The sequence below is a fragment of the Paraburkholderia sp. Clong3 genome, assembly GCF_050436485.1.
GTDB lineage: Bacteria > Pseudomonadota > Gammaproteobacteria > Burkholderiales > Burkholderiaceae > Paraburkholderia > Paraburkholderia tuberum.
This window is the reverse complement of the sequence record NZ_JBNDMH010000002.1, coordinates 2738691-2757367: the sequence shown is the minus strand read 5'-3', so window position 1 is coordinate 2757367 and position 18677 is coordinate 2738691. Positions and strand designations below refer to the sequence as shown.

The window sequence follows — 18677 nt, the reverse complement described above, 5'->3', positions numbered from 1 at the left end:
TCGATTCGATGCGCTATATGAGCGCACTCAGCGGCGCAACGGTGCTGGGTGTGTTCATTCGAACTATTTCAACGGCAAGTCAGATGCAGCGTCGCGAAGTTGCTGGGCACGCCGGTTGTTGAGTTCCGCAACGCAAGCCAAACTGCGCACTTCGCGTGCACTGCCGGCTCCACCACCGCTTAGCGAAGCTGCGAACTGGCATTGAGTCTCGCGGTACTTAGCGAATTTGCTGTTTGATGCGACGAGTCTTGCCTTGGCCTGGTTCACGTACTTGTTGTCTTCATCCCATTTGGAGAGGGTGCCAGCCATCTTCTCCTCGGCTCGTCTGAGGGCCTTCTGACTGGCATCTGCTTTTTCTGCCAGACAGTCCCGCATTCCCGATTGCGAGAATGCACTGCATTCTTCGCGTAAAGCCCGCTCGCTTGCAACGAGAGCAGTTGAGGCCGCAAGGACCAACGTTGGCAGGCAGGCGGCGAGGCCTAAACAGATCAGCTTTATCGCGCGCATAGGGCCACCTTTCCTTTACGCACCATTGACAAAGCGTAATCAAGCTTTCTGGCGTAGTTGAGGTCACCGCCTCCGTTATAACGCTCCGCTATCAATGCCGCGGAGAAGGGGCGCCAGCTCGTAATAGCCTTTTGAACTGAAGCCTTCCGGTACTTCAACACTTGTCCGGGTCGCAGAACGGTGGCGGGGGATTCAGCTCTTTTAACGTGTCGATCGTCGTGCCCTGAGCCTTCGCCATCTTGTCGAGGCTGTCTCCTGGCCTGACGGCGATTTTGTAAACCTTAGGGTCAGCACGAAGTACGCTTCGGTACTTAAAATGTGCTATGCGCATCAGCAAATAGCCAATACCAGCACGGATGTTATACGCCGGTATCGTTCTGACTGAGGCCATTGTCAGCCGTCCTATCCAGGCTGGCGGCACAATCAAATCGCCGCCTTCATTACCTGAAAGCAGCGATGCTAATCCAGGATCGCCTGCAACCCCAATTCGCATCGGCTTGGCGTTCCACTCAGGATCGTGGGCACCTGTTTCGACCCACAACATCGCCTTGATAAGCTGCCAGTCCAGGGACACGTACCCGGAAGTGCCGCAGAGATGGCGGTGGTACTCATGGACTGCCGTCTGGATCTCGCAGTCCCAGGAATTCCATTTGGCATCGCTTACAGCCTTGCTAACGCCATCCTGCCACCGTTCAAAACCTGTCCTCGTTGGAGCTTGCATTGCCATAACCATTCCTTCTGTCAAAGTGTGGGCGGCTACTTTGCAGGCAATTATCAGCTTCTTGCCTGAGGAAAATTGCATTAGGAATCGGTCTGGCGGCCAAAGACCCGAGATCACGTCGAAAGAAGGTTACGCAGTGTCAGATGCAACCAGCCAATTCGCGCGTTGAATAAAAAAAGCCCGGTTCAAGAACCGGGCTTTCTTGCGCGGCCGGCTGCGTCAACCGCAGCGCAGAATCACTGCACCACCACCGCCCCAAAATTCTGCCGACCAAACGGACTCACGTGATACCCGCTCACGTTCATGCGCGTGATCGCGGCAGCGGTCGGATAGCCGAGCGGAATCCACAGCGCTTCGTCGTGGATGATCTGCTGCGCGGCTTCATACGCTTTCGTGCGCTTGGCGATATCGGACGTCGCTCTGCCGTCGGCGATCAGCTTGTCGAGGTCCTGATCGCAGAAGCGCGCGAAGTTGATGCCCGACTTCACCGCGTTGCAACTGAAGAGCGGCGACAGATAGTTGTCCGGATCGCCGTTGTCGCCGGCCCAGCCCATGAACAGCGTGTCATGCTGACCCTGCTTCGCCTGCTTGATCAGCTCGCCCCATTCGATCACCTTTACGTCCGCCTTCACGCCGATCTTCGCGAAGTCGGCCTGCAGCAGTTCGGCACCGGCCTTCGGATTCGGATTGAGCACGCTGCCATTCGGACGCACCCAGATCGTCGTTTCAAAACCGTTCGGATAGCCCGCGTCGGCGAGCAGCTTCTTCGCCTTCGCCGGGTCGTACGGCCAGCCCTTGATCGAATGGTTGTAGCTCCACGTATTCGGCGGAAACGGGTTCACGGCCGGCGTCGCGGTGTTGTCGAACACGGTCTTCAGATATGTCGTGCGGTCGAACGCCATGTTCAGCGCGGCGCGCACCTTCTGGTTTTCAAGTGGCTTCTGCTGCGTGTTCAGCGCGACGAAGGCCGTCATGAACGCGGGCGTCTGCACGATCGCGAGCGACTTGTCGTTCTTCGCGTCGGCGAGATCCTGCGGCTTCGGCGACAGCGCGATCTCGCATTCGCCAGCCTTCACCTTCTGCGCGCGCACGGTCGCGTCCGGCGTGATCGCGTAGATCAGGCGCTCGATCTTCGGCTTCGGTCCCCAGTAGGTCGGGTTCGCGTCATAACGGATCACCGCGTCTTTCGTATAGCTTTTCAGCACGAACGGGCCGGTGCCAATCGGCTTCGCATTCAGATCGACCTGCTTGCCGGCCTTCAGCAACTGGTCCGCGTACTCGGCCGAATAGATCGACGCGAAGCCCATCGTCAGGATCGACAGGAACGTCGCGTTCGGCTCGTTCAGCTCGAACTTGACCGTGTTGTCGTCGACCTTGGTAATCGACTTGATCAGCTTCGGCAGCCCCATCGATTGCGCATGCGGGAAGCCGCTCGCGCCCGCCACCTTGTGCCACGGATTGCTGTCGTTGAGCATGCGGTCGAACGTGAAGATCACGTCGTCGGCATTGAGCGCGCGGGTGGGCTTGAAGTAGTCGGTGGTTTGGAACTGCACGTTGGGGCGCAGGTGGAACGTGTACGTCAGGCCGTCGGGGCTCACTTCCCACTTGTCGGCGAGCGCGGGCACGACCTTCTTCGCGGCTTCGTCGAACGACACTAGCGAGTTGAAGATCACGTCGGCCGATGCATTCGTCGTGACGAGCGAATTGAACTGCACGACGTCGAAGCCGTCGGGGCTCGATTCGGTACAGACGGTCAACGGTTTGGCGAGCACGAGCGCGGGCGCAGTGAGCAGGATGGCGGCTGCGAGCAGTTTGAAGCGCATAGGATCTCCGGTAACGAGCGCAGTCAGGCAGTGCGTCTGGTTGTGTTTATGGCGGCGATGCGTGAGCGGGCAGGTCAGCGGTCCCGGCGCGCGCGTCGCCACGATTGTGATACGTTCCCGGCGCCGTCGTACAGGTCGGGCGATCCCGGCCTGAGGCTTGGGGACCGGCCTTCGAGGCCTGGCCGGCGGCGCGCCTTCGCGAAAGCTTATCGAAGGGCCATTTTGGCGACAACAATTTAATCGACATATCCATATGGGGGCGGCGCGGCCATGCTGCCGCCTCACGCTGCGGCGGCCTGACGCAGCAGGTAGCCGATGCCACTTATTGCGCGCACGCCGTACCACGACGTCATTTCCCCATCGATCAGATCGATGCGCTTGCCGGTGAGACGCGGATCGCGCGCGAGCGCATCGCGATGCGCGGCCGTGAAGCGGTACGGCTCGCTCGACAGCAGCACGCGCTCGACCTGCGCGAGCCACGGCGCGTCGTCGAAGTCGAGCGTGGGGTAACGCGCGGCGCCCGCGCTGCCGCCGCGCACGTCGGGCAGCGTATGCCAGTTCACGAGGCGCAGCATCGCGGCGATGTAGGTGTCGCGTGCGACGCTCATCCACGGTTCGCGCCAGATCAGGTACATCACGTTCTGCGCGGCGAAGGCGTGAGCGCCGGCCTCGCGCAGACGCGCTTCGAGCGAGTTGCTCAAGCGCCGCGCTTCTTCTTCACGCCCGAAGATCGCGCCGAGCAGCGCGAACAGCGCGAGGTTGTCGTGCGGCGTCTGCGGATGGGTGACGACGATGTGCGGCACGAACGCGCGCAATTGCTCGACGGTGTCGCGTTCGTTCTCGTCGACATTGACGATCAGATGGGTGGGGCGCAGCGCGCGGATCGCGTCCAGTTTGACGGCCTTCGTGCCGCCGACCTTCGGCACCGCCCGGACCTTGTCGCGCGGATGCACGCAAAAGCCGGTGCGCCCGACGATCTGCCGTTCGAGGCCGAGCGCGAACAGCGTTTCGGTGAGGCTCGGCACCAGCGACACGATGCGCGCGTCGGTGCCCGCGGATTCGTGCGCGACGCCGGCTGCATCGACCGCACGGGACTGCATGGCTTACTCGGTGGCGGCGCGCGGCTTGCGCGGCGCGCGTTCGAACACGCGGTCGTAGAGCCAGCGCGGCAGCACATGCAGCAGCAACGCGGCCACGCGCATCTGCCACGGAAACACCGCGAACGACGTCTGCCGTTCGACTGCCCGCGCGACCTTCGTCGCGAAACGGTCGGGGTCCATCAGGAACGGCATGTTGTACGGATTGTGCTCGGTCATCGGCGTGCGGATATAGCCGGGCGCGATCGTGACGACCCCGACGCCGAACGGCCGCATCTCGACGCGCAACGCCTCGAGATACTTCAGGGCCGCCGATTTCGACGCGCTGTACGCGCCCGAACCGGGCAAGCCGCGCACGCCCGCGACGCTCGCAATGCCGACCAGCGTGCCGCGCTTCGATGCGGCCATCGCGGCGGCAAATGGCTCGAACGTCGCGACCATGCCGAAGTAATTGATGTCCATCACCTCGCGGAACGTGCGCAGATCGCCGTGACCCGTCAGCGCGCCGCGGCTGATGCCGGCGTTGGCGATCACGACGTCCGGCAGGCCGTGCGCGGCGATGAAGCGCGCGGCCGCATCGGCGAGCGCTTCCGCGTCGCGCACGTCGACTGCATAGATCGAGACGGTGTTCTGGGGATGGGACCGCTGGAACGCGGCGAGCGCGTCGCCGCGGCGGGCGACGAGGCCGAGAATCGCGCCGCGCCGTGCGTATTCGCCGGCGAGCGCGAGGCCGATGCCGCTCGAAGCGCCGGTAATGAAAACCTTCAGCGGAGAGGTCATACCGGCGCCTCGTGATTACATCTTCTTGGCGCGGACTTGCGAGACGAGGTAGTCGAGCACCTGGATCGTGCCCGGCAGGGTGCCGGTCGCGGCCGGGCCGGTTTCATACTTGCCCTGCACGGCGAGCGTCGGCACGCCGTCGATCTTGTAGTCGTCGAGCAGCTTCTTGTCCTTCTGCAGCGCGCTTTGCGTCGAGAACGAGTTGTACGCTTCCATGTACTTCTTCGGATCGACGCCGAGCGTCGCGAGGTATTTGCTCTGGTCTTCCGGCGTCAGCAGATAGTTCTTGTTGACATGGATTTCGTTGAACACCTTCGGCGTCAGTTCGTTCGCGACGCCGAGCGCGTCGAGCGCGTGGTACATCTTCGAGTGCGGGATGAAGTCGTCGCGGAAGGCGACCGGCACGCGGCGGAACACGACGTCCGGGCCCTGCTTCTTGACCCAGGCTTCGAGGAACGGGTCGAATTCATTGCAATGCGGGCAGCCGTACCAGAAGAATTCGATGACTTCGATCTTGCCGGCCGGCACGTCGGTCGGTTGCGGCGAGGCCAGCACGGTGTAGTCCTTGCCGGCAACCGGCGCGGTCGGCGACGCATGCGCGCTGGCCGCGATCAGGCCTAGCGAGAGAAACAGGATGCTCAGCAGCTTTTTCATGTTGTGTAGACCCAGATAAGGCGGTAGCGCGGCGACGCCATGCTAAGAGCCCGTCGCCGCTGGTCGGATTCGGTGTGGCCGCCCGCCACAATACAGGTCGAAGCGGCCATCGTGCTTGTGACCCGCGCGCCGCGCCGATGGTTCGACGCGCCGTGCGGGCCGGCATTACCGTTTGTTTATTGTTTGGTGAAGCGGATCACCGCGGTATCGACACCCGCGTCCGACAGACGCTGACGACTCGAATTCATGTCCTCGAACTTCGAGAACGGCCCGATGCGCACGCGGTAGTACGTGACGCCGCCGGCATCGCGCTGCGTGACCTTCGATTCGAAGCCCTGGAACGCGAGGCGCGCGCGCTGCTGTTCGGCATCGGCGGAGGTCTTGTACGCGCCGACCTGCAGGAAATAGCCGGTGTTCGCCTCGCCCGGCGCCGGAGCGGCGGCCGGGCCCGGCTTGGCGTTGGCGGCCGTGGTCGCGCTCGTGCTCTTAGGCACGGAGCCTGCCGCGGTGGCGGCCGGCGCGCTCGAGGTCTGCGGCTTCTTCGCCGGCGCCGGCGCGACGATGCCGCCGGTGCCGTTCTCCTGCGCGGGATTCGGCGCGACCGCCGTGCCGTTGTTATTCGCGTTGCCGCCCGACGGCGGCACTTCGACGATCTGCGGTTCTTCGAGCATGCCCGACTGGGTCTGGGCGTTGGTCTGGCCCGGCGCGGTGTTCGGCGGAGCCGGTTGCGCGGCCTGCGGCACCGGCTGGCCCGGCGTCTTGCCTTGCAGCGGACGGTTCGGATCGTATTGCGCCTGGCTCGCACCGTTGTCGGTCGCCGCTGGCGGCGCGACCTTCGACACGAACGGCGTAGGTGCACGGGTGATATACAGCGCCACCACTACCGCGATCGCCAGGCCGACGATCAGGCCCAGCACGATGCCGAGAAAAGTGCCCCCGGTTTGCTTCGATTGCTTTGTTGTGCGGCGTGGTTTTGCCATCGTACGAATCACCTGCAAAAAGAATCCAGGAACGGCCGCCGATTATAACGACGGCCGCGCGCATATTACGCTGGAGGAGTTACATCTTGACGGGAGCGGAGACGCCGATCGTCGCGAGACCGTTGGCCAGCACCTGGCGCGTGGCCGCGAGCAGCGCGACGCGAGCGTTGCGTTCGGCCGCGTCGTCGACCAGCACGCGCTCGGCACGGTCATTGTAGAACGAGTGAAATTCGCCGGCGAGTTCGCGCAAGTAGAAGGCGACCGCGTGCGGCGCGAGTTCGTCGGCGGCGTGCTGCAGCATGTCCGGGAATTCGGCGAGCTTGTTGAGCAGCGCCATCGAGCGCTCGCTTGTCAGCGGCGCGAAATCCACGCTTGCGAGCGCGTTCTCGTCGAGGCCGTAGCGCGCGTTGCACTCGGCGATCACCGAGCAGATGCGCGCGTGCGCATACTGCACGTAGTGCACCGGATTCTCGTCGTTCTGCTTCAGCGCGAGGTCGATGTCGAACACGAACTCGGTGTCCGCCTTGCGCGAGATCAGGAAAAAGCGCACCGCGTCGCGGCCGCGGCGAATGGTTTCCTCGTCGATCAGATCGACGGCCGCTTCCGAGCCCGGCGTCGCGCCGCCCGACCATTCGATCAGGTCGCGCACTGTCACGTAGCTGCCCGCGCGCTTCGAGATCTTCACCTCTTCGCCGTTGCGCATGACCGTGACCATCTTGTGCAGGATGTAGTCGGGGTAGCCCTTCGGAATGCCGATGCCGAGACCCTGCAGACCTGCGCGCACGCGCGCGATCGTACCGTGGTGATCCGAGCCCTGCACGTTGATGACCTTGGTGAAGCCGCGCTCCCACTTCGCGACGTGATAGGCGACGTCCGGCACGAAGTACGTGTAGGTGCCGTCGGTCTTGCGCATCACGCGGTCTTTGTCGTCGCCGTCGTCGGTGGTGCGCAGCCACAGCGCACCTTCCTGCTCGTAGGTCTTGCCCGCGGCGATCAGCGCGTCGACCGTTTTCTCGACGCGGCCTTCCGTGTACAGCGACGATTCCAGGTAGTACTGGTCGAACTTCACGCCGAACGCCTGCAGGTCCATGTCCTGCTCGCGACGCAGATACGTGACCGCGAAGCGGCGGATCGCCTCGAGGTCCTCGACGTCGCGCGCGCCGGTGACGGGCTCGCCGTCGCTCGCCTCGACCGTGATGCCGTTCAGATAGTCTTTCGCGATGTCGGCGATGTACTCGCCGTTATAGGCCGACGCGGGCCAGCCTTCGTCGCCGGGGGCGAGGCCGCGTGCGCGTGCCTGGGTCGACAGGGCGAGCGTGTGGATCTGCACGCCGGCGTCGTTGTAGTAGAACTCGCGGTGCACGTCCCAGCCCTGCGACGCGAGCACGTTCGCGAGCGCGTCGCCGAGCGCGGCCTGGCGGCCGTGGCCGACGTGCAGGGGGCCGGTGGGGTTGGCCGACACGAACTCGATCAGCACGTGCTTGCCGGCGTCGCGCCGTGAGCGGCCGTACGCGTCCTTCTCGGCGAACACGGCGGCGATCACGCCTTGCTTGGCTGCGGCCGTGAGCCGCAGGTTGATGAAGCCGGGGCCCGCCACTTCGGCGGTGTCGATCAGGCCTTTGGCCTGCGGATTGACGAGCAGCGCATCGACGATCTGTTGCGCGAGCTGGCGCGGATTGGCGCGCAGCGGCTTGGCGAGCTGCATCGCGACGTTGCACGCGACGTCGCCGTGCGCGGCGACTTTCGGGCGCTCCAGCGCGATGGCGGGCGAGACGAAGGCGGCTTCCGTCGCGCCTTGGGTGGCAGTCGCGACCTGCTTCACCGTCTCGGCGAGCAGTGTTTCGAGTGTGTGTTTATGTGCGGGCAGCATGCTTGTTGCGAGTCCAGTGAGGCAATCCGGTAAGGCGGAAGAGGCGCCGGCCGAGGCCGGTGTCGCAAGCGTTGAACGCGGCAGCGCTTTGCGGCGCCGATGGCTGCGCCGCCGGCAGACTGTCCCCCCAGGCGATGCGACGAGACGCAAGCAGCGCAACGCGGTGGACTCCGCTCGGCGGCCCGCCGGCACGCAGGCTCGCGCGGCATGCGGATCGCGGCCGATGGCTCGACGCCCCCGCTTGGCCCACGTGTGCGATGCTCGTCGAGCCTTGCCATACGTGGCGCTGGGCGGCGCGCTTTTCCGTTCAGACGGATTTTAGCAGGTGCTAATATGTTCAATGAGTTGCCCACGAGGGGCTGGGGCCGCCGCGCCTTGCCGGCGCCACGTCAGGCGCACGCTGTTGCAGCCCTTGGGACGCTCATGCGTTAACCCGACATAACGAAAAAGGGAACAGTCATGCTGATTACTTTCAAGTGCCACGCCTGCCCGGACGTGATGATGCTGGAGAATCTGGCGCAGTATCTGGTCGGCATTGTCGGCAAACGCCTTGGGCAGCGGGGCGTCATTACTCACGACGAACTGGGCCCGGCCATCGAGAAGCTCGAAGCGGCGATCACCTCCGACAAGCAGGAGCGCGCCGAGCACGAGGGCCATTTCCACGAGGGCGAAGACGGCCGCGATCGTCACGAGATTCCGCCCGGTCTCGCGCAGCGCGCGTATCCGTTCCTCGACATGCTGCGCGCGGCGCAGAAGGAAAACGCGGATATCGTCTGGGGGCTTTGATTTCTGCTGGGTCCCGAGCGCCGCGGCCCGGTCTCAGAAGGCCTTCATAAGCGCTTTTGGGGCGCACTCAAAGAAAGGAGCCCGCTTGACGCGGGCTCTTTGTCATTCAGAGGGCTTGTCCGCCTCGCCGCTCACTGGCTCGCGGGGGCCGCCGACGCTGCCGCGCCTTTCTTCATCTTTTGCTTCTTCGCCTTTTTGACATGCGCCTCGGTGGGGGGCGAGTAGGAGCTGACCGCGCTCGATCCGCCCGGCGCGGCGGGTTGTGCGAGCGCCACGGAAGCGCCCGCGGCCAGCGAAACAGCGGTCAATAACAGTGTCAGCTTCTTCATACGATTTTTCTCCGTTGACGGTTGCAATTTCGGTGAGCCGGCGCGTTGTGCTCGCGCCTGACGGGATGAAAGCCGACTCAGTCTACAAAGCCGAAATTGCCGTGGCGCCAAATATTCTGTCTTTCGGACTCGATATAGTCGCGCACGCGCGGCTCGGGCCGCACGGCCCGGCCACGTATCGCTTCACGCTCAAAGCAACGGCGCCAACGCGCGCTCGGCGTCCGCTCTCGTGAGCGACATCCGCTGCGCGTAGTCGTCGAGCTGATCCGCGCCGATCTTGCCGACCGAGAAATAGGTGCTGTCCGGATGCGCGAGGTAGAAGCCCGACACGCTCGCCGCCGGCAGCATCGCCAGCGATTCGGTCAGGCTCATGTTGATTTCGTTCGCCTGCAGCACGTCGAACATGTCGCGCTTGACGAGGTGGTCGGGGCAGGCCGGATAGCCTGGCGCCGGGCGGATGCCGCGGTATTTTTCGGCGATCAGCTCGTCGCTGGAGAGGTTTTCGCTGTTCGCGTAGCCCCACAGGTCGCGCCGCACGCGCGCGTGCAACGCTTCGGCGAATGCTTCGGCGAGCCGGTCCGCGAGCGCCTTCAGCATGATCGCGCTGTAGTCGTCGAGATCCTTCTCGAACTGCTTCTCCTTCACGTCGACGCCAAGGCCCGCCGTCACCGCGAACATGCCGATGTAGTCGGCGACGCCCGAGTCCTTCGGCGCGATGAAGTCGGCCAGCGAGCGGTTCGGCCGCATCACCCCGTCGACCACCGGCCGCACGCTCTGTTGACGCAGATTGCGCCACGTCAGCGCGACTTCGCTGCGCGATTCGTCCGTGTAGATTTCGATGTCGTCGTCGTTCACCGTGTTGGCCGGCAACAGCGTGATCACGCCGTTGGCCTGCAGCCAGCGGCCCTGAATCAGGCGCGCGAGCATCGACTTGCCGTCGGAGAACACGCGCCGCGCCGATTCGCCGACGATCTCGTCATTGAGAATCGCCGGATATGGGCCGGCGAGATCCCACGTCTGGAAGAACGGACCCCAGTCGATATAGTTCGCGAGCTCGTTCAGATCGAAGTTCTTGAACACGCGCCGGCCGATGAACTTCGGCTTGACCGGCTGATAGCCTGCCCAGTCGATCTTCGTCTTATTGGCGCGCGCTTGCGCGAGCGTGACCATCGGCTGTGCTTTTTTGTTCGCATGCTGATCGCGGATGCGGTTGTAGTCGGCGTTCAGTTCGTCGATGTACTTCGCGGCGCCCTCGTCGGACAGCAGGCTCGAGGCGACCGATACCGAGCGCGACGCGTCCGGGACGTAGACCACCGGCCCGTCGTAGTGCGGAGAGATCTTCACCGCCGTGTGCACACGCGAGGTCGTCGCGCCGCCGATCAGGAGCGGAATCTTCTTGACGCGAAAGTAGTCGTCGCGCTGCATTTCCGATGCGACGTAGGCCATTTCTTCGAGACTCGGCGTAATCAGGCCCGACAGCCCGATGATGTCCGCGCCCTCGACCTTCGCCTTCGCGAGGATCTCGCTGCACGGGACCATCACGCCCATGTTGACCACTTCGAAGTTGTTGCACTGGAGCACGACCGACACGATGTTCTTGCCGATGTCGTGCACGTCGCCCTTCACGGTCGCGATGACGATCTTGCCCTTGGCGCGCACGTCGTCGCCGGCCGCCGCGAGCTGGCGCTTTTCTTCCTCGATGAACGGGATCAGATGCGCGACCGCCTGCTTCATTACGCGCGCCGACTTCACGACCTGCGGCAGGAACATCTTGCCCTGGCCGAACAGGTCGCCGACGATGTTCATGCCGTCCATCAGCGGACCTTCGATCACGTTGATCGGACGGCCGCCTGCAGCGGCGATCTTCGCGCGCACTTCCTCGGTGTCTTCGACGATGAACGTGGTGATGCCGCTCACGAGCGCATGCGCGAGACGCTTCTCGACCGGCTGCTTGCGCCACTCGAGGTTCTCTTCCTTCTTCGCGGCGCCGCTTTTGAACTTGTCGGCGATTTCGAGCAGGCGGTCGGTGCCGTCTTGACGGCGATTCAGCACGACGTCTTCGACGAGCTCGCGCAGTTCGGGATCGAGTTCGGCATACACGCCGAGCTGGCCCGCGTTGACGATGCCCATGTCCATCCCCGCCTGGATCGCGTGATAGAGGAACACGGTGTGAATCGCCTCGCGCACCGGATCGTTGCCGCGGAACGAGAACGACACGTTCGACACGCCGCCGCTCACCTTCGCGTACGGCAGGTTCTGCTTGATCCAGCGGGTCGCCTCGATGAAGTCGACCGCATAGTTGTTGTGTTCCTCGATGCCGGTCGCGATCGCAAAGATGTTCGGATCGAAGATGATGTCCTCGGGCGGAAAGCCGACTTCGGTGACGAGCACGTCGTACGAGCGCTTGCAAATCCCGGTCTTGCGCTGGAACGTATCGGCCTGGCCCTGTTCGTCGAACGCCATCACGACCGCAGCCGCGCCATAGCGGCGAATCAGCTTTGCATGATGAACGAACGCTTCCTTGCCTTCCTTCAGCGAGATCGAGTTGACGATCGCCTTGCCCTGCACGCACTTGAGACCCGCCTCGATCACGTCCCACTTCGACGAGTCGATCATGATCGGCACGCGCGCGATGTCCGGCTCCGACGCGATCAGATTCATGAAGCGGACCATTGCCGCTTTCGAATCGAGCATCGCCTCGTCCATGTTGATGTCGATTACCTGCGCGCCGTTCTCGACCTGGTGGCGTGCGACGGCCAATGCTTCGTCGAACTGATTGTTCAGGATCATTCGCGCGAACGCTTTCGAGCCGGTCACATTGGTGCGTTCGCCAACGTTGATGAAGAGCGTCCCGGACGTGACGTTGAACGGCTCGAGGCCGGCAAGGCGCATGGTGTGATCGGTCATGGCGTGTGTGCGAGTCGGGTGCGTGCGTTAAGGGACGTGCAGGACGTGCAGGACGTCGGGGCGAAGTGTTTCGGCGGGCTCAGGCCGCGTCGCGATACTGGCTCGGCCACTTGCGCGGCTTCAACTCGGCGAGCGCCTTCGCGATCGCCGCGATGTGCTCGGGCGTCGTGCCGCAGCAGCCGCCCGCGATGTTCACGAGCCCCGCTTCGGCGAATTCCTTCAGCAGGCCAGAGGTATCCGCGGGCAATTCGTCGAAGCCGGTGTCGCTCATCGGGTTCGGCAGGCCGGCGTTCGGATAGCACGACACGTAGGTGTCGCACAGCTTCGCGAGCTCGGCGATGTACGGGCGCATCAGCGCCGCGCCGAGCGCGCAGTTCAGGCCGAACGTGAGCGGCTTCGCGTGACGCAGCGAGTTCCAGAAGGCCTCGACGGTCTGGCCCGACAGAATGCGGCCCGACGCATCGGTGACGGTGCCCGAGATCATGATCGGCAGACGCTCGCCGGTGTTTTCGAACAGCTCGTCGAGCGCGAACAGTGCGGCCTTCGCATTCAGCGTGTCGAAGATCGTTTCGACGAGGAACAGGTCCGCGCCGCCGTCGAGCAGCGCTTTCGCCTGCTCGTAGTACGCGGCGCGCAGTTCGTCGAAGGTCACGTTGCGCGCGCCCGGATCGTTGACGTCCGGCGAAATGCTGGCGGTTTTCGGCGTCGGGCCGATCGCGCCGGCGACGAAGCGCGGCTTGTCCGGCGTTGCGTATTTGTCGCACGCGGCGCGCGCGAGCTTCGCCGATTCGATGTTCATCTCGACGGCGAGCGATTCCATGCCGTAGTCGGCCTGCGCGACCGTGGTCGCGCCGAACGTGTTGGTCTCGATGATGTCCGCGCCCGCCGCGAGATACTGCTCGTGAATCTCGGCGATGATCTGCGGCTGGGTGATCGACAGCAGTTCGTTGTTGCCCTTGATGTCGCGCGCGTAGTCCTTGAAGCGCTCGCCGCGATAGCTGGCTTCGTCGAGCTTGTAGCGCTGGATCATCGTGCCCATCGCGCCGTCCAGAATCAGGATGCGCGAGTTCAGCAGCGCGGGCAGCGCTGCGCCGCGGGTGTAGGCGGGCTCCGAACGGACTGGCGTGATGGATTGAGCAGGCTGGGTCATGGCGGACGAGGGCTTGCGCCGGCGTTGGCGGAAAGCCTGTCATTGTAGCCGCAGCCGGGCGGATGCGCCCGCCGCGGAGGAGAGTGCGAGGCGCGGCCGGCAAAATCGACCGATACGAACGCGCCGCGCCGGGAATTCAGAAACGCGCTAACAAACGATGCAATAAAAAACGGCCCGGCAAGCCAAAGCCTGCCGGGCCGTTTCGCTGCCGCCGACCGCTTGATGGAACCCGCCGCCAAAGCCGCGCGGTGCGGTCGATCGATGTCGCCAGAGCGCCAGCTGAACACCTCCGGTCAATGCAGGACCACCGGTTGATGCATCAGACTGTCGAATTGACCGAGGAATTCATCAACCTCGTCGAGCGTCGGCTCGCCTTCGATCAGCTTTTGCACATGCTCGCGAAAACGCGCCGCCATTGCCCCGTCGATGTAGATTTCGCGCTGCATGTTCTTGTCGACAATCTCGTAGCCGCCCGACTTCATGGCAAGCAGACCTTCCTGCGGAGGAAACTCGACGACACAGTAGTTAGGGCTGTTATAGATCATTTGCATGGCGACACTCCTTATTTCCGTTGGGCTCCTGCCCTTTTCTGCACCGTAGGTGGAGCATGTGGGATGGAATTCAAGGGGTGGGTCCGGACGACGCAAGTAAAAACTCCGGACCTGACGGTTAGACTCGCCGCTCCAGAAACGATTCAAGCAAGGCGGCAAAACGCTGTGATTGCTCGATTGGCGCGAGATGCGCGGCGTCCAGCAACTCGAAGCGGGCGCCCTCGATCGCCTCCGCTATTGCCTGCGTAGCAGCAGGGGGCGTGCCAGTGTCGTGACGTCCGGCCACCGTCAGCGTCGGCGAGCGGATTGCGCCGTGCTGGCCGCGAAGGTCGAAATCGCGCAGTGCCTCGCAGGCCATCGCAAAACCTTCCGGCGAGGTGCGCGCAAATGTCTCACGGATCGGCTCGACCGCTTCGGGATGGCCGGCCTGAAAGTCGGGCGTGAGCCAACGCGCGATCGTCGACGGTAACAGCGCCTCCATGCCGTCGCTGCGCGCGGTGTGGGCGCGCTGATTCCACAACTCACGGTTCTCGGGCGGAGTGCCGCCGGTGCTGTCGGCAATCGTCAGCGTGTCGATGCGCGATGGATGGTCGAGCGCGAACTGCTGCGCAATCATGCCGCCGAGCGACAGGCCGACCAGGTGCGTCGTCCGCGCGCCGAGGGCATCGAGCAGTTTGGCGAGATCGTCGGCCAGATCGTGCATGGCGAACGGCTCGCGCGCAACTGCGCTGTGGCCGTGGCCGCGCACGTCGTAGCGCAGCACCGTGTAATCGTCGCGGAAATAGCCTGCCATCTGATCCCAGATGGAAAGATCGCCGCCCAACTGATGGATGAACGTGAGCCACGGGCCGCCGCCTTCGTTGCTCAGCACGTAGCGTGTGTCGATACCGTTGATGTTCACTTGCATGTGGACTCCTCTGAAGGAAACGCAGTGAAAAAGCGCGGTGGGTCGCCTCGTTCGCGCGAACGAGGCTCCATTGACGTGCGAGTCAGCGTTGCAAAGGAAGTTTCGCCGATCTCGTGCGGATTTGCTCGTGACACTGTGTCACGAAAAGTGTCACGGTTTGATGATGGTCGGAGCGGTCGAATCGACCGGTGCAGATGGGGCGGCCTCGGGTGTTACTGCCGATGCGTCGGCCGGTGCTGGCGCTGGCGTTGCAGGGCCCGTGGCAGCGGAAGCCGCGGGTGCAGCAGGCGTGGCCGGCGCGCCACCATTGCCGCGGTCATCCGGCGACGTGCCATCGACATTCAGCTTGCCGCGCCACACCAGTTCGAACTGGGTACCGTTCGGCTCCGTCTGCAGGATGCGCGCCGGCAGCCAGCCAAGGGACGGGGCGAGCCACACATCGACGCGGCGCTGGTCGCCATCGTGGCGCGGCAGACGTTTGAAGTGACGCGTCTCCAGATAGCCTTGCGCGGCGCGGATCGTTTCGTCGCCGATCGTCTCGATCGGCCAATTCTCCCCGCTATCGGTATCGACGACGAAAAACTGTCGCGTCACGCCAGGCTTATAGGCGTCAGGATCGCCGCGCACGAGGCTCGCGAGCTGCATCACGACACTGAAGCGATCCTGCGCGCCGTCGGGCAACGGCAACGAGGCGGGCGTGCGCGTAAAGCCAACCTTCTTGTCATTGCGATTGAAGATCGCGATGTCTTCGGCGCGACGGCCACGCTTTTCGCTGTACTGCGCCGGCGCGAGGCCAAAGGCATCGATGCCGCCGTGGCTCGAAAACACGAACGGACCGACGAACGGCAGCGGCACTGATACGACCATTTCGTAGCCCTGCCCGTCGCTCGCCCAATGGATCGTGCCGGGCGCGTTGCGCACGCCGTTGTAGAACGTGTCGTAGTCGAGTTCGGCCGACGGCGGTACCGAAAACTTCACACCCTGCGACGCTTGCGGCGCGCTGGCCGCGGCAGGGGCGCTCGCGACGGCGCCACTGGCATTCGCATGGGCCGATGCATTCGCGTTCGCGATGGCGGGTGGCGCGCTAGCCGCCACCTCCGATGCCGGCGTGGCCGCGGGCTCGTCCGGTTTGGCCGGTTGCAACGCGGTCATCACATGCTGCTCGCGCGGCGGCCTCGCCGCGGGCTTGCGTGCAGGCGCGGGCGGATGCGGTGCCGGCACGGCGGGCTGTGGCGCGGGTTGACGCTCGACCCTTTCGGGCGTCAGCAGCACGACCTGCACCGGCACATGCTCGCGATTCGCCGGATTCAGATCCACGCGATTGCGCTCGAACCATTGCGCCGCGATCCAGTGCACAACCGCGACGGCCGCGAGGACGGCGATCCAGCGCCACGCGCGCGCGCCGCGTCCCGGCCCGCTACCAAAAGCGGGCAGGCGATCATGACGGCGGTTGGCGGAAGCAAAATCCATCGGCGCTTGAATCGGTGAGAGCGTGAAAGGATACGGTGCGTATCAACCGTTGTCACCACGCGGCGTCGCGCTATAGCCGAGTTCGTACGACAGCTTGCGCGCGCATTCGCGCAACGCGGTATCGATCTCGCCGCCCCAGCGGATATCGAAGGCGCCTTCATGGCCGAGCGCGACGAGACCGAGCGCGAGTTCGCCGGTCGAATCGAACACCGGCATGGAGAACGCGTGGATCGTCGGCAGCAGCATGCCTTCGACGCGCGCAGCCTCGTGCTCGCGCACCTCTGCGAGCACCTGCTCGACCTCTTCGCGGGTGCGTGGCGCGCCGCTATACGACGAGCGCCGCGAGTCGGCCAGCTCGCGCTCGAGCATCGCGGCGGTCTTGCCGGACGGCAGGTAGGCGGCGAACAGCAGACCGGTCGCCGAACTGAGCAAGGGCATCACGTCGCCGAGCTTTAGCGACGCCTTGGCCGGATAGCTCGACTCCATCCAGTGCACCATCGTCGGTCCCTGATTGCCCCACACCGCGATGCCGACGGTCAGGTCGAGCCGGTCGCGCAGTTCGGCGAGCGCGATGCGCGCAAGCTTCACACCGTCGACGCGAGCAAGCCGCGCAAGCCCCAGCTGCAAAGCGAAGCCGCCGAGTTCGTAGCGGCCCGACAGCGGGTCCTGCGCGACCACGCCGAGACGCAGAAAGCTGACCAGATAGCGATGCGCCTTCGCCGGACTCATGCCCGCGCGCTGCGCGAGATCGCGCAGCATCATCGCGCGTGGCTCGTGGGTCAGCACGTCGAGCAGCCTGAAACCGACCTCGATCGACTGGATGCCCGAGCGCAGTTTTTCTTCGCCGGGTTCGCCGGGTTCGTCATCGGCGCCGGTGGCGTCGGTTGCATGGGCGGGATCGAGCAGATCGTCGGCGGACGCGGCGTCGGTGCGGGTGCGGATCGTGTCGGAGCGGGCGTTGGCGGACATGTGCAAAAGGCGCGGGCAGCGCGTTCGGTGATCGTAATGAGACGGCTACGGTGACACGACGACGAACACGCAGATATTGGGCCGCGCCGATTCACCATCGTAGAATACATTCCTTCCATCGTCACCAATACACGGTTCACAGCTCTATGAAACTTGCCTCGCTGAAGGACGGCACGCGCGACGGTCAACTGATCGTCGTGTCCCGCGACCTGCACACGGCGGCCATCGCCGATGCGATTGCGCCCACGCTGCAGCGCGTGCTCGACGACTGGGCCTTCTACGCGCCGCAACTGCACGACCTTTACGATGCGCTGAACCAGGGCCGTGCGCGCAACAGCTTTTCATTCGACGCCAAAGAGTGCATGGCGCCGCTGCCGCGCGCGTTCCAGTGGGCCGACGGCTCGTCGTACGTGAACCACGTCGAGCTCGTGCGGCGCGCGCGCGGCGCGCAAATGCCGCCCGAATTCTGGACCGACCCGCTGATGTACCAGGGCGGTAGCGACGACTTCATCGGCCCGCGCGACGACGTGGCGTGCGCATCGGAAGAGTACGGCATCGACTTCGAGGCCGAAGTCGCGGTCGTCACCGGCGATGTGCGGATGGGCGCGACGCCCGAGCAGGCCCTGCGCGGCGTGCGGCTGGTCATGCTCGTCAACGACGTGTCGCTGCGCAACCTGATCCCCGCCGAACTCGCGAAGGGCTTCGGCTTTTTCCAGAGCAAGCCGGCCACCTCATTCGCGCCGGTCGCCGTGACGCCCGACGAGCTCGGCGAACACTGGCGCGACGGCCGCGTGCATCGGCCGATGATCGTCCACTGGAACGGCAGGAAGGTCGGCCAGCCCGACGCGGGCACCGATATGGTGTTTCACTTCGGTGAGCTGATCGCGCATGCCGCGAAAACGCGCAATCTGCGTGCTGGTGCCATCGTCGGTTCGGGCACGGTGTCGAACAAGGACGCGAAACGCGGCTACTGCTGTATCGCCGAGAAGCGCTGCCTCGAAACGATCGAGCACGGCGCGCCGCAAACGGAGTTCATGAAATACGGCGACACCGTGAGGATCGAAATGTTCGACGATGCGGGCAAGTCGATTTTCGGTGCGATCGAGCAGAGCATCGCGCCGCTCGAATGAAGCGCGGCGCTCACGCGGCAATGCTTTGACTCGGGCGGCACGCGCG

The 18677-nt window shown here is 64.3% G+C and carries 16 protein-coding genes and 1 pseudogene; 2 read left to right on the top strand and 15 right to left on the bottom strand.

Translation table 11 applies throughout. From position 1 onward, the window contains the following. Positions 1-63: 63 nt before the first annotated feature. From OKW30_RS16905 to argS, 8 genes are all read right to left on the bottom strand, one after another. The gene (locus tag OKW30_RS16905; protein ID WP_184068653.1) at positions 64-507 is read right to left on the bottom strand and encodes a lysozyme inhibitor LprI family protein; all 444 of its coding nucleotides are present in this window, start codon (positions 505-507) and stop codon (positions 64-66) included. Positions 508-661: 154 nt separating this feature from the next. Then, positions 662-1309 carry a LysM peptidoglycan-binding domain-containing protein gene (locus OKW30_RS16900; RefSeq protein ID WP_429347144.1) on the bottom strand — a complete coding sequence of 216 codons (648 nt, stop codon included), beginning with the start codon at positions 1307-1309 and terminating at the stop codon, positions 662-664. A 155-nt stretch (positions 1310-1464) separates the two neighbouring features. Beyond that, positions 1465-3051 carry an ABC transporter substrate-binding protein gene (locus tag OKW30_RS16895; RefSeq protein WP_429347143.1) on the bottom strand — a complete coding sequence of 529 codons (1587 nt, stop codon included), beginning with the start codon at positions 3049-3051 and terminating at the stop codon, positions 1465-1467. A gap of 281 nt (positions 3052-3332) precedes the next feature. After that, complete coding sequence (locus tag OKW30_RS16890; RefSeq protein ID WP_429347142.1) at positions 3333-4151, bottom strand: helical backbone metal receptor; 819 nt, start codon at positions 4149-4151, stop codon at positions 3333-3335. Between the two features lie 3 nt (positions 4152-4154). Beyond that, positions 4155-4928, bottom strand: coding sequence for an SDR family oxidoreductase (locus tag OKW30_RS16885; RefSeq protein WP_184068644.1), 774 nt, complete (start codon positions 4926-4928; stop codon positions 4155-4157). Between the two features lie 15 nt (positions 4929-4943). After that, positions 4944-5582: a thiol:disulfide interchange protein DsbA/DsbL gene (locus OKW30_RS16880; RefSeq protein WP_090802791.1), complete on the bottom strand. Its 639-nt coding sequence runs from the start codon at positions 5580-5582 to the stop codon at positions 4944-4946. A gap of 176 nt (positions 5583-5758) precedes the next feature. Then, positions 5759-6562: an SPOR domain-containing protein gene (locus tag OKW30_RS16875; protein ID WP_429347141.1), complete on the bottom strand. Its 804-nt coding sequence runs from the start codon at positions 6560-6562 to the stop codon at positions 5759-5761. Positions 6563-6641: 79 nt separating this feature from the next. Beyond that, positions 6642-8432, bottom strand: a complete 1791-nt coding sequence (gene argS / locus OKW30_RS16870; protein WP_090802794.1) for an arginine--tRNA ligase — start codon at positions 8430-8432, stop codon at positions 6642-6644. A 459-nt stretch (positions 8433-8891) separates the two neighbouring features. On the opposite strand from argS, the gene OKW30_RS16865 reads away from it, so the two are divergent. Then, entirely contained in the window at positions 8892-9218 is a 327-nt protein-coding gene (locus OKW30_RS16865) for a DUF1840 domain-containing protein (protein WP_018419249.1), read from the top strand. 131 nt (positions 9219-9349) lie between these two features. On the opposite strand, the gene OKW30_RS16860 is transcribed toward OKW30_RS16865, so the two are convergent. From OKW30_RS16860 to OKW30_RS16830, 7 genes and pseudogenes are all read right to left on the bottom strand, one after another. Continuing rightward, positions 9350-9547, bottom strand: coding sequence for a hypothetical protein (locus tag OKW30_RS16860; protein ID WP_018419250.1), 198 nt, complete (start codon positions 9545-9547; stop codon positions 9350-9352). A 189-nt stretch (positions 9548-9736) separates the two neighbouring features. After that, positions 9737-12466 (bottom strand): annotated as a pseudogene (gene metH / locus OKW30_RS16855) (methionine synthase); the annotation flags it as partial. A gap of 67 nt (positions 12467-12533) precedes the next feature. Continuing rightward, positions 12534-13604, bottom strand: a complete 1071-nt coding sequence (locus tag OKW30_RS16850; protein WP_090802800.1) for a homocysteine S-methyltransferase family protein — start codon at positions 13602-13604, stop codon at positions 12534-12536. A gap of 293 nt (positions 13605-13897) precedes the next feature. Further along, on the bottom strand, positions 13898-14155 hold the full coding sequence (locus OKW30_RS16845; RefSeq protein ID WP_062125693.1) for a BTH_I0359 family protein: 258 nt from the start codon (positions 14153-14155) through the stop codon (positions 13898-13900). Positions 14156-14273: 118 nt separating this feature from the next. Continuing rightward, complete coding sequence (locus tag OKW30_RS16840; RefSeq protein WP_184068629.1) at positions 14274-15062, bottom strand: alpha/beta fold hydrolase; 789 nt, start codon at positions 15060-15062, stop codon at positions 14274-14276. Positions 15063-15212: 150 nt separating this feature from the next. Beyond that, complete coding sequence (locus OKW30_RS16835; protein ID WP_184068626.1) at positions 15213-16532, bottom strand: DUF3108 domain-containing protein; 1320 nt, start codon at positions 16530-16532, stop codon at positions 15213-15215. A 42-nt stretch (positions 16533-16574) separates the two neighbouring features. Further along, positions 16575-17501, bottom strand: coding sequence for an IclR family transcriptional regulator (locus OKW30_RS16830; protein WP_429347140.1), 927 nt, complete (start codon positions 17499-17501; stop codon positions 16575-16577). 146 nt (positions 17502-17647) lie between these two features. Between OKW30_RS16830 and OKW30_RS16825 the strand changes: the two genes are divergently transcribed. Continuing rightward, entirely contained in the window at positions 17648-18631 is a 984-nt protein-coding gene (locus OKW30_RS16825) for a fumarylacetoacetate hydrolase family protein (protein ID WP_429347139.1), read from the top strand. Positions 18632-18677: the final 46 nt, after the last annotated feature.

What these genes read in the sequence shown, in the direction of transcription:
- OKW30_RS16880 (WP_090802791.1), bottom strand. Translation starts at nt 5,582, where the DNA reads ATGAAAAAGCTGCTGAGCATCCTGTTTCTCTCGCTAGGCCTGATCGCG.
- OKW30_RS16850 (WP_090802800.1), bottom strand. Translation starts at nt 13,604, where the DNA reads ATGACCCAGCCTGCTCAATCCATCACGCCAGTCCGTTCGGAGCCCGCC.
- OKW30_RS16890 (WP_429347142.1), bottom strand. Translation starts at nt 4,151, where the DNA reads ATGCAGTCCCGTGCGGTCGATGCAGCCGGCGTCGCGCACGAATCCGCG.
- argS (WP_090802794.1), bottom strand. Translation starts at nt 8,432, where the DNA reads ATGCTGCCCGCACATAAACACACACTCGAAACACTGCTCGCCGAGACG.
- OKW30_RS16875 (WP_429347141.1), bottom strand. Translation starts at nt 6,562, where the DNA reads ATGGCAAAACCACGCCGCACAACAAAGCAATCGAAGCAAACCGGGGGC.
- OKW30_RS16835 (WP_184068626.1), bottom strand. Translation starts at nt 16,532, where the DNA reads ATGGATTTTGCTTCCGCCAACCGCCGTCATGATCGCCTGCCCGCTTTT.
- OKW30_RS16845 (WP_062125693.1), bottom strand. Translation starts at nt 14,155, where the DNA reads ATGCAAATGATCTATAACAGCCCTAACTACTGTGTCGTCGAGTTTCCT.
- OKW30_RS16885 (WP_184068644.1), bottom strand. Translation starts at nt 4,928, where the DNA reads ATGACCTCTCCGCTGAAGGTTTTCATTACCGGCGCTTCGAGCGGCATC.
- OKW30_RS16905 (WP_184068653.1), bottom strand. Translation starts at nt 507, where the DNA reads ATGCGCGCGATAAAGCTGATCTGTTTAGGCCTCGCCGCCTGCCTGCCA.
- OKW30_RS16830 (WP_429347140.1), bottom strand. Translation starts at nt 17,501, where the DNA reads ATGTCCGCCAACGCCCGCTCCGACACGATCCGCACCCGCACCGACGCC.
- OKW30_RS16840 (WP_184068629.1), bottom strand. Translation starts at nt 15,062, where the DNA reads ATGCAAGTGAACATCAACGGTATCGACACACGCTACGTGCTGAGCAAC.
- OKW30_RS16865 (WP_018419249.1), top strand. Translation starts at nt 8,892, where the DNA reads ATGCTGATTACTTTCAAGTGCCACGCCTGCCCGGACGTGATGATGCTG.
- OKW30_RS16860 (WP_018419250.1), bottom strand. Translation starts at nt 9,547, where the DNA reads ATGAAGAAGCTGACACTGTTATTGACCGCTGTTTCGCTGGCCGCGGGC.
- OKW30_RS16825 (WP_429347139.1), top strand. Translation starts at nt 17,648, where the DNA reads ATGAAACTTGCCTCGCTGAAGGACGGCACGCGCGACGGTCAACTGATC.
- OKW30_RS16895 (WP_429347143.1), bottom strand. Translation starts at nt 3,051, where the DNA reads ATGCGCTTCAAACTGCTCGCAGCCGCCATCCTGCTCACTGCGCCCGCG.
- OKW30_RS16900 (WP_429347144.1), bottom strand. Translation starts at nt 1,309, where the DNA reads ATGCAATTTTCCTCAGGCAAGAAGCTGATAATTGCCTGCAAAGTAGCC.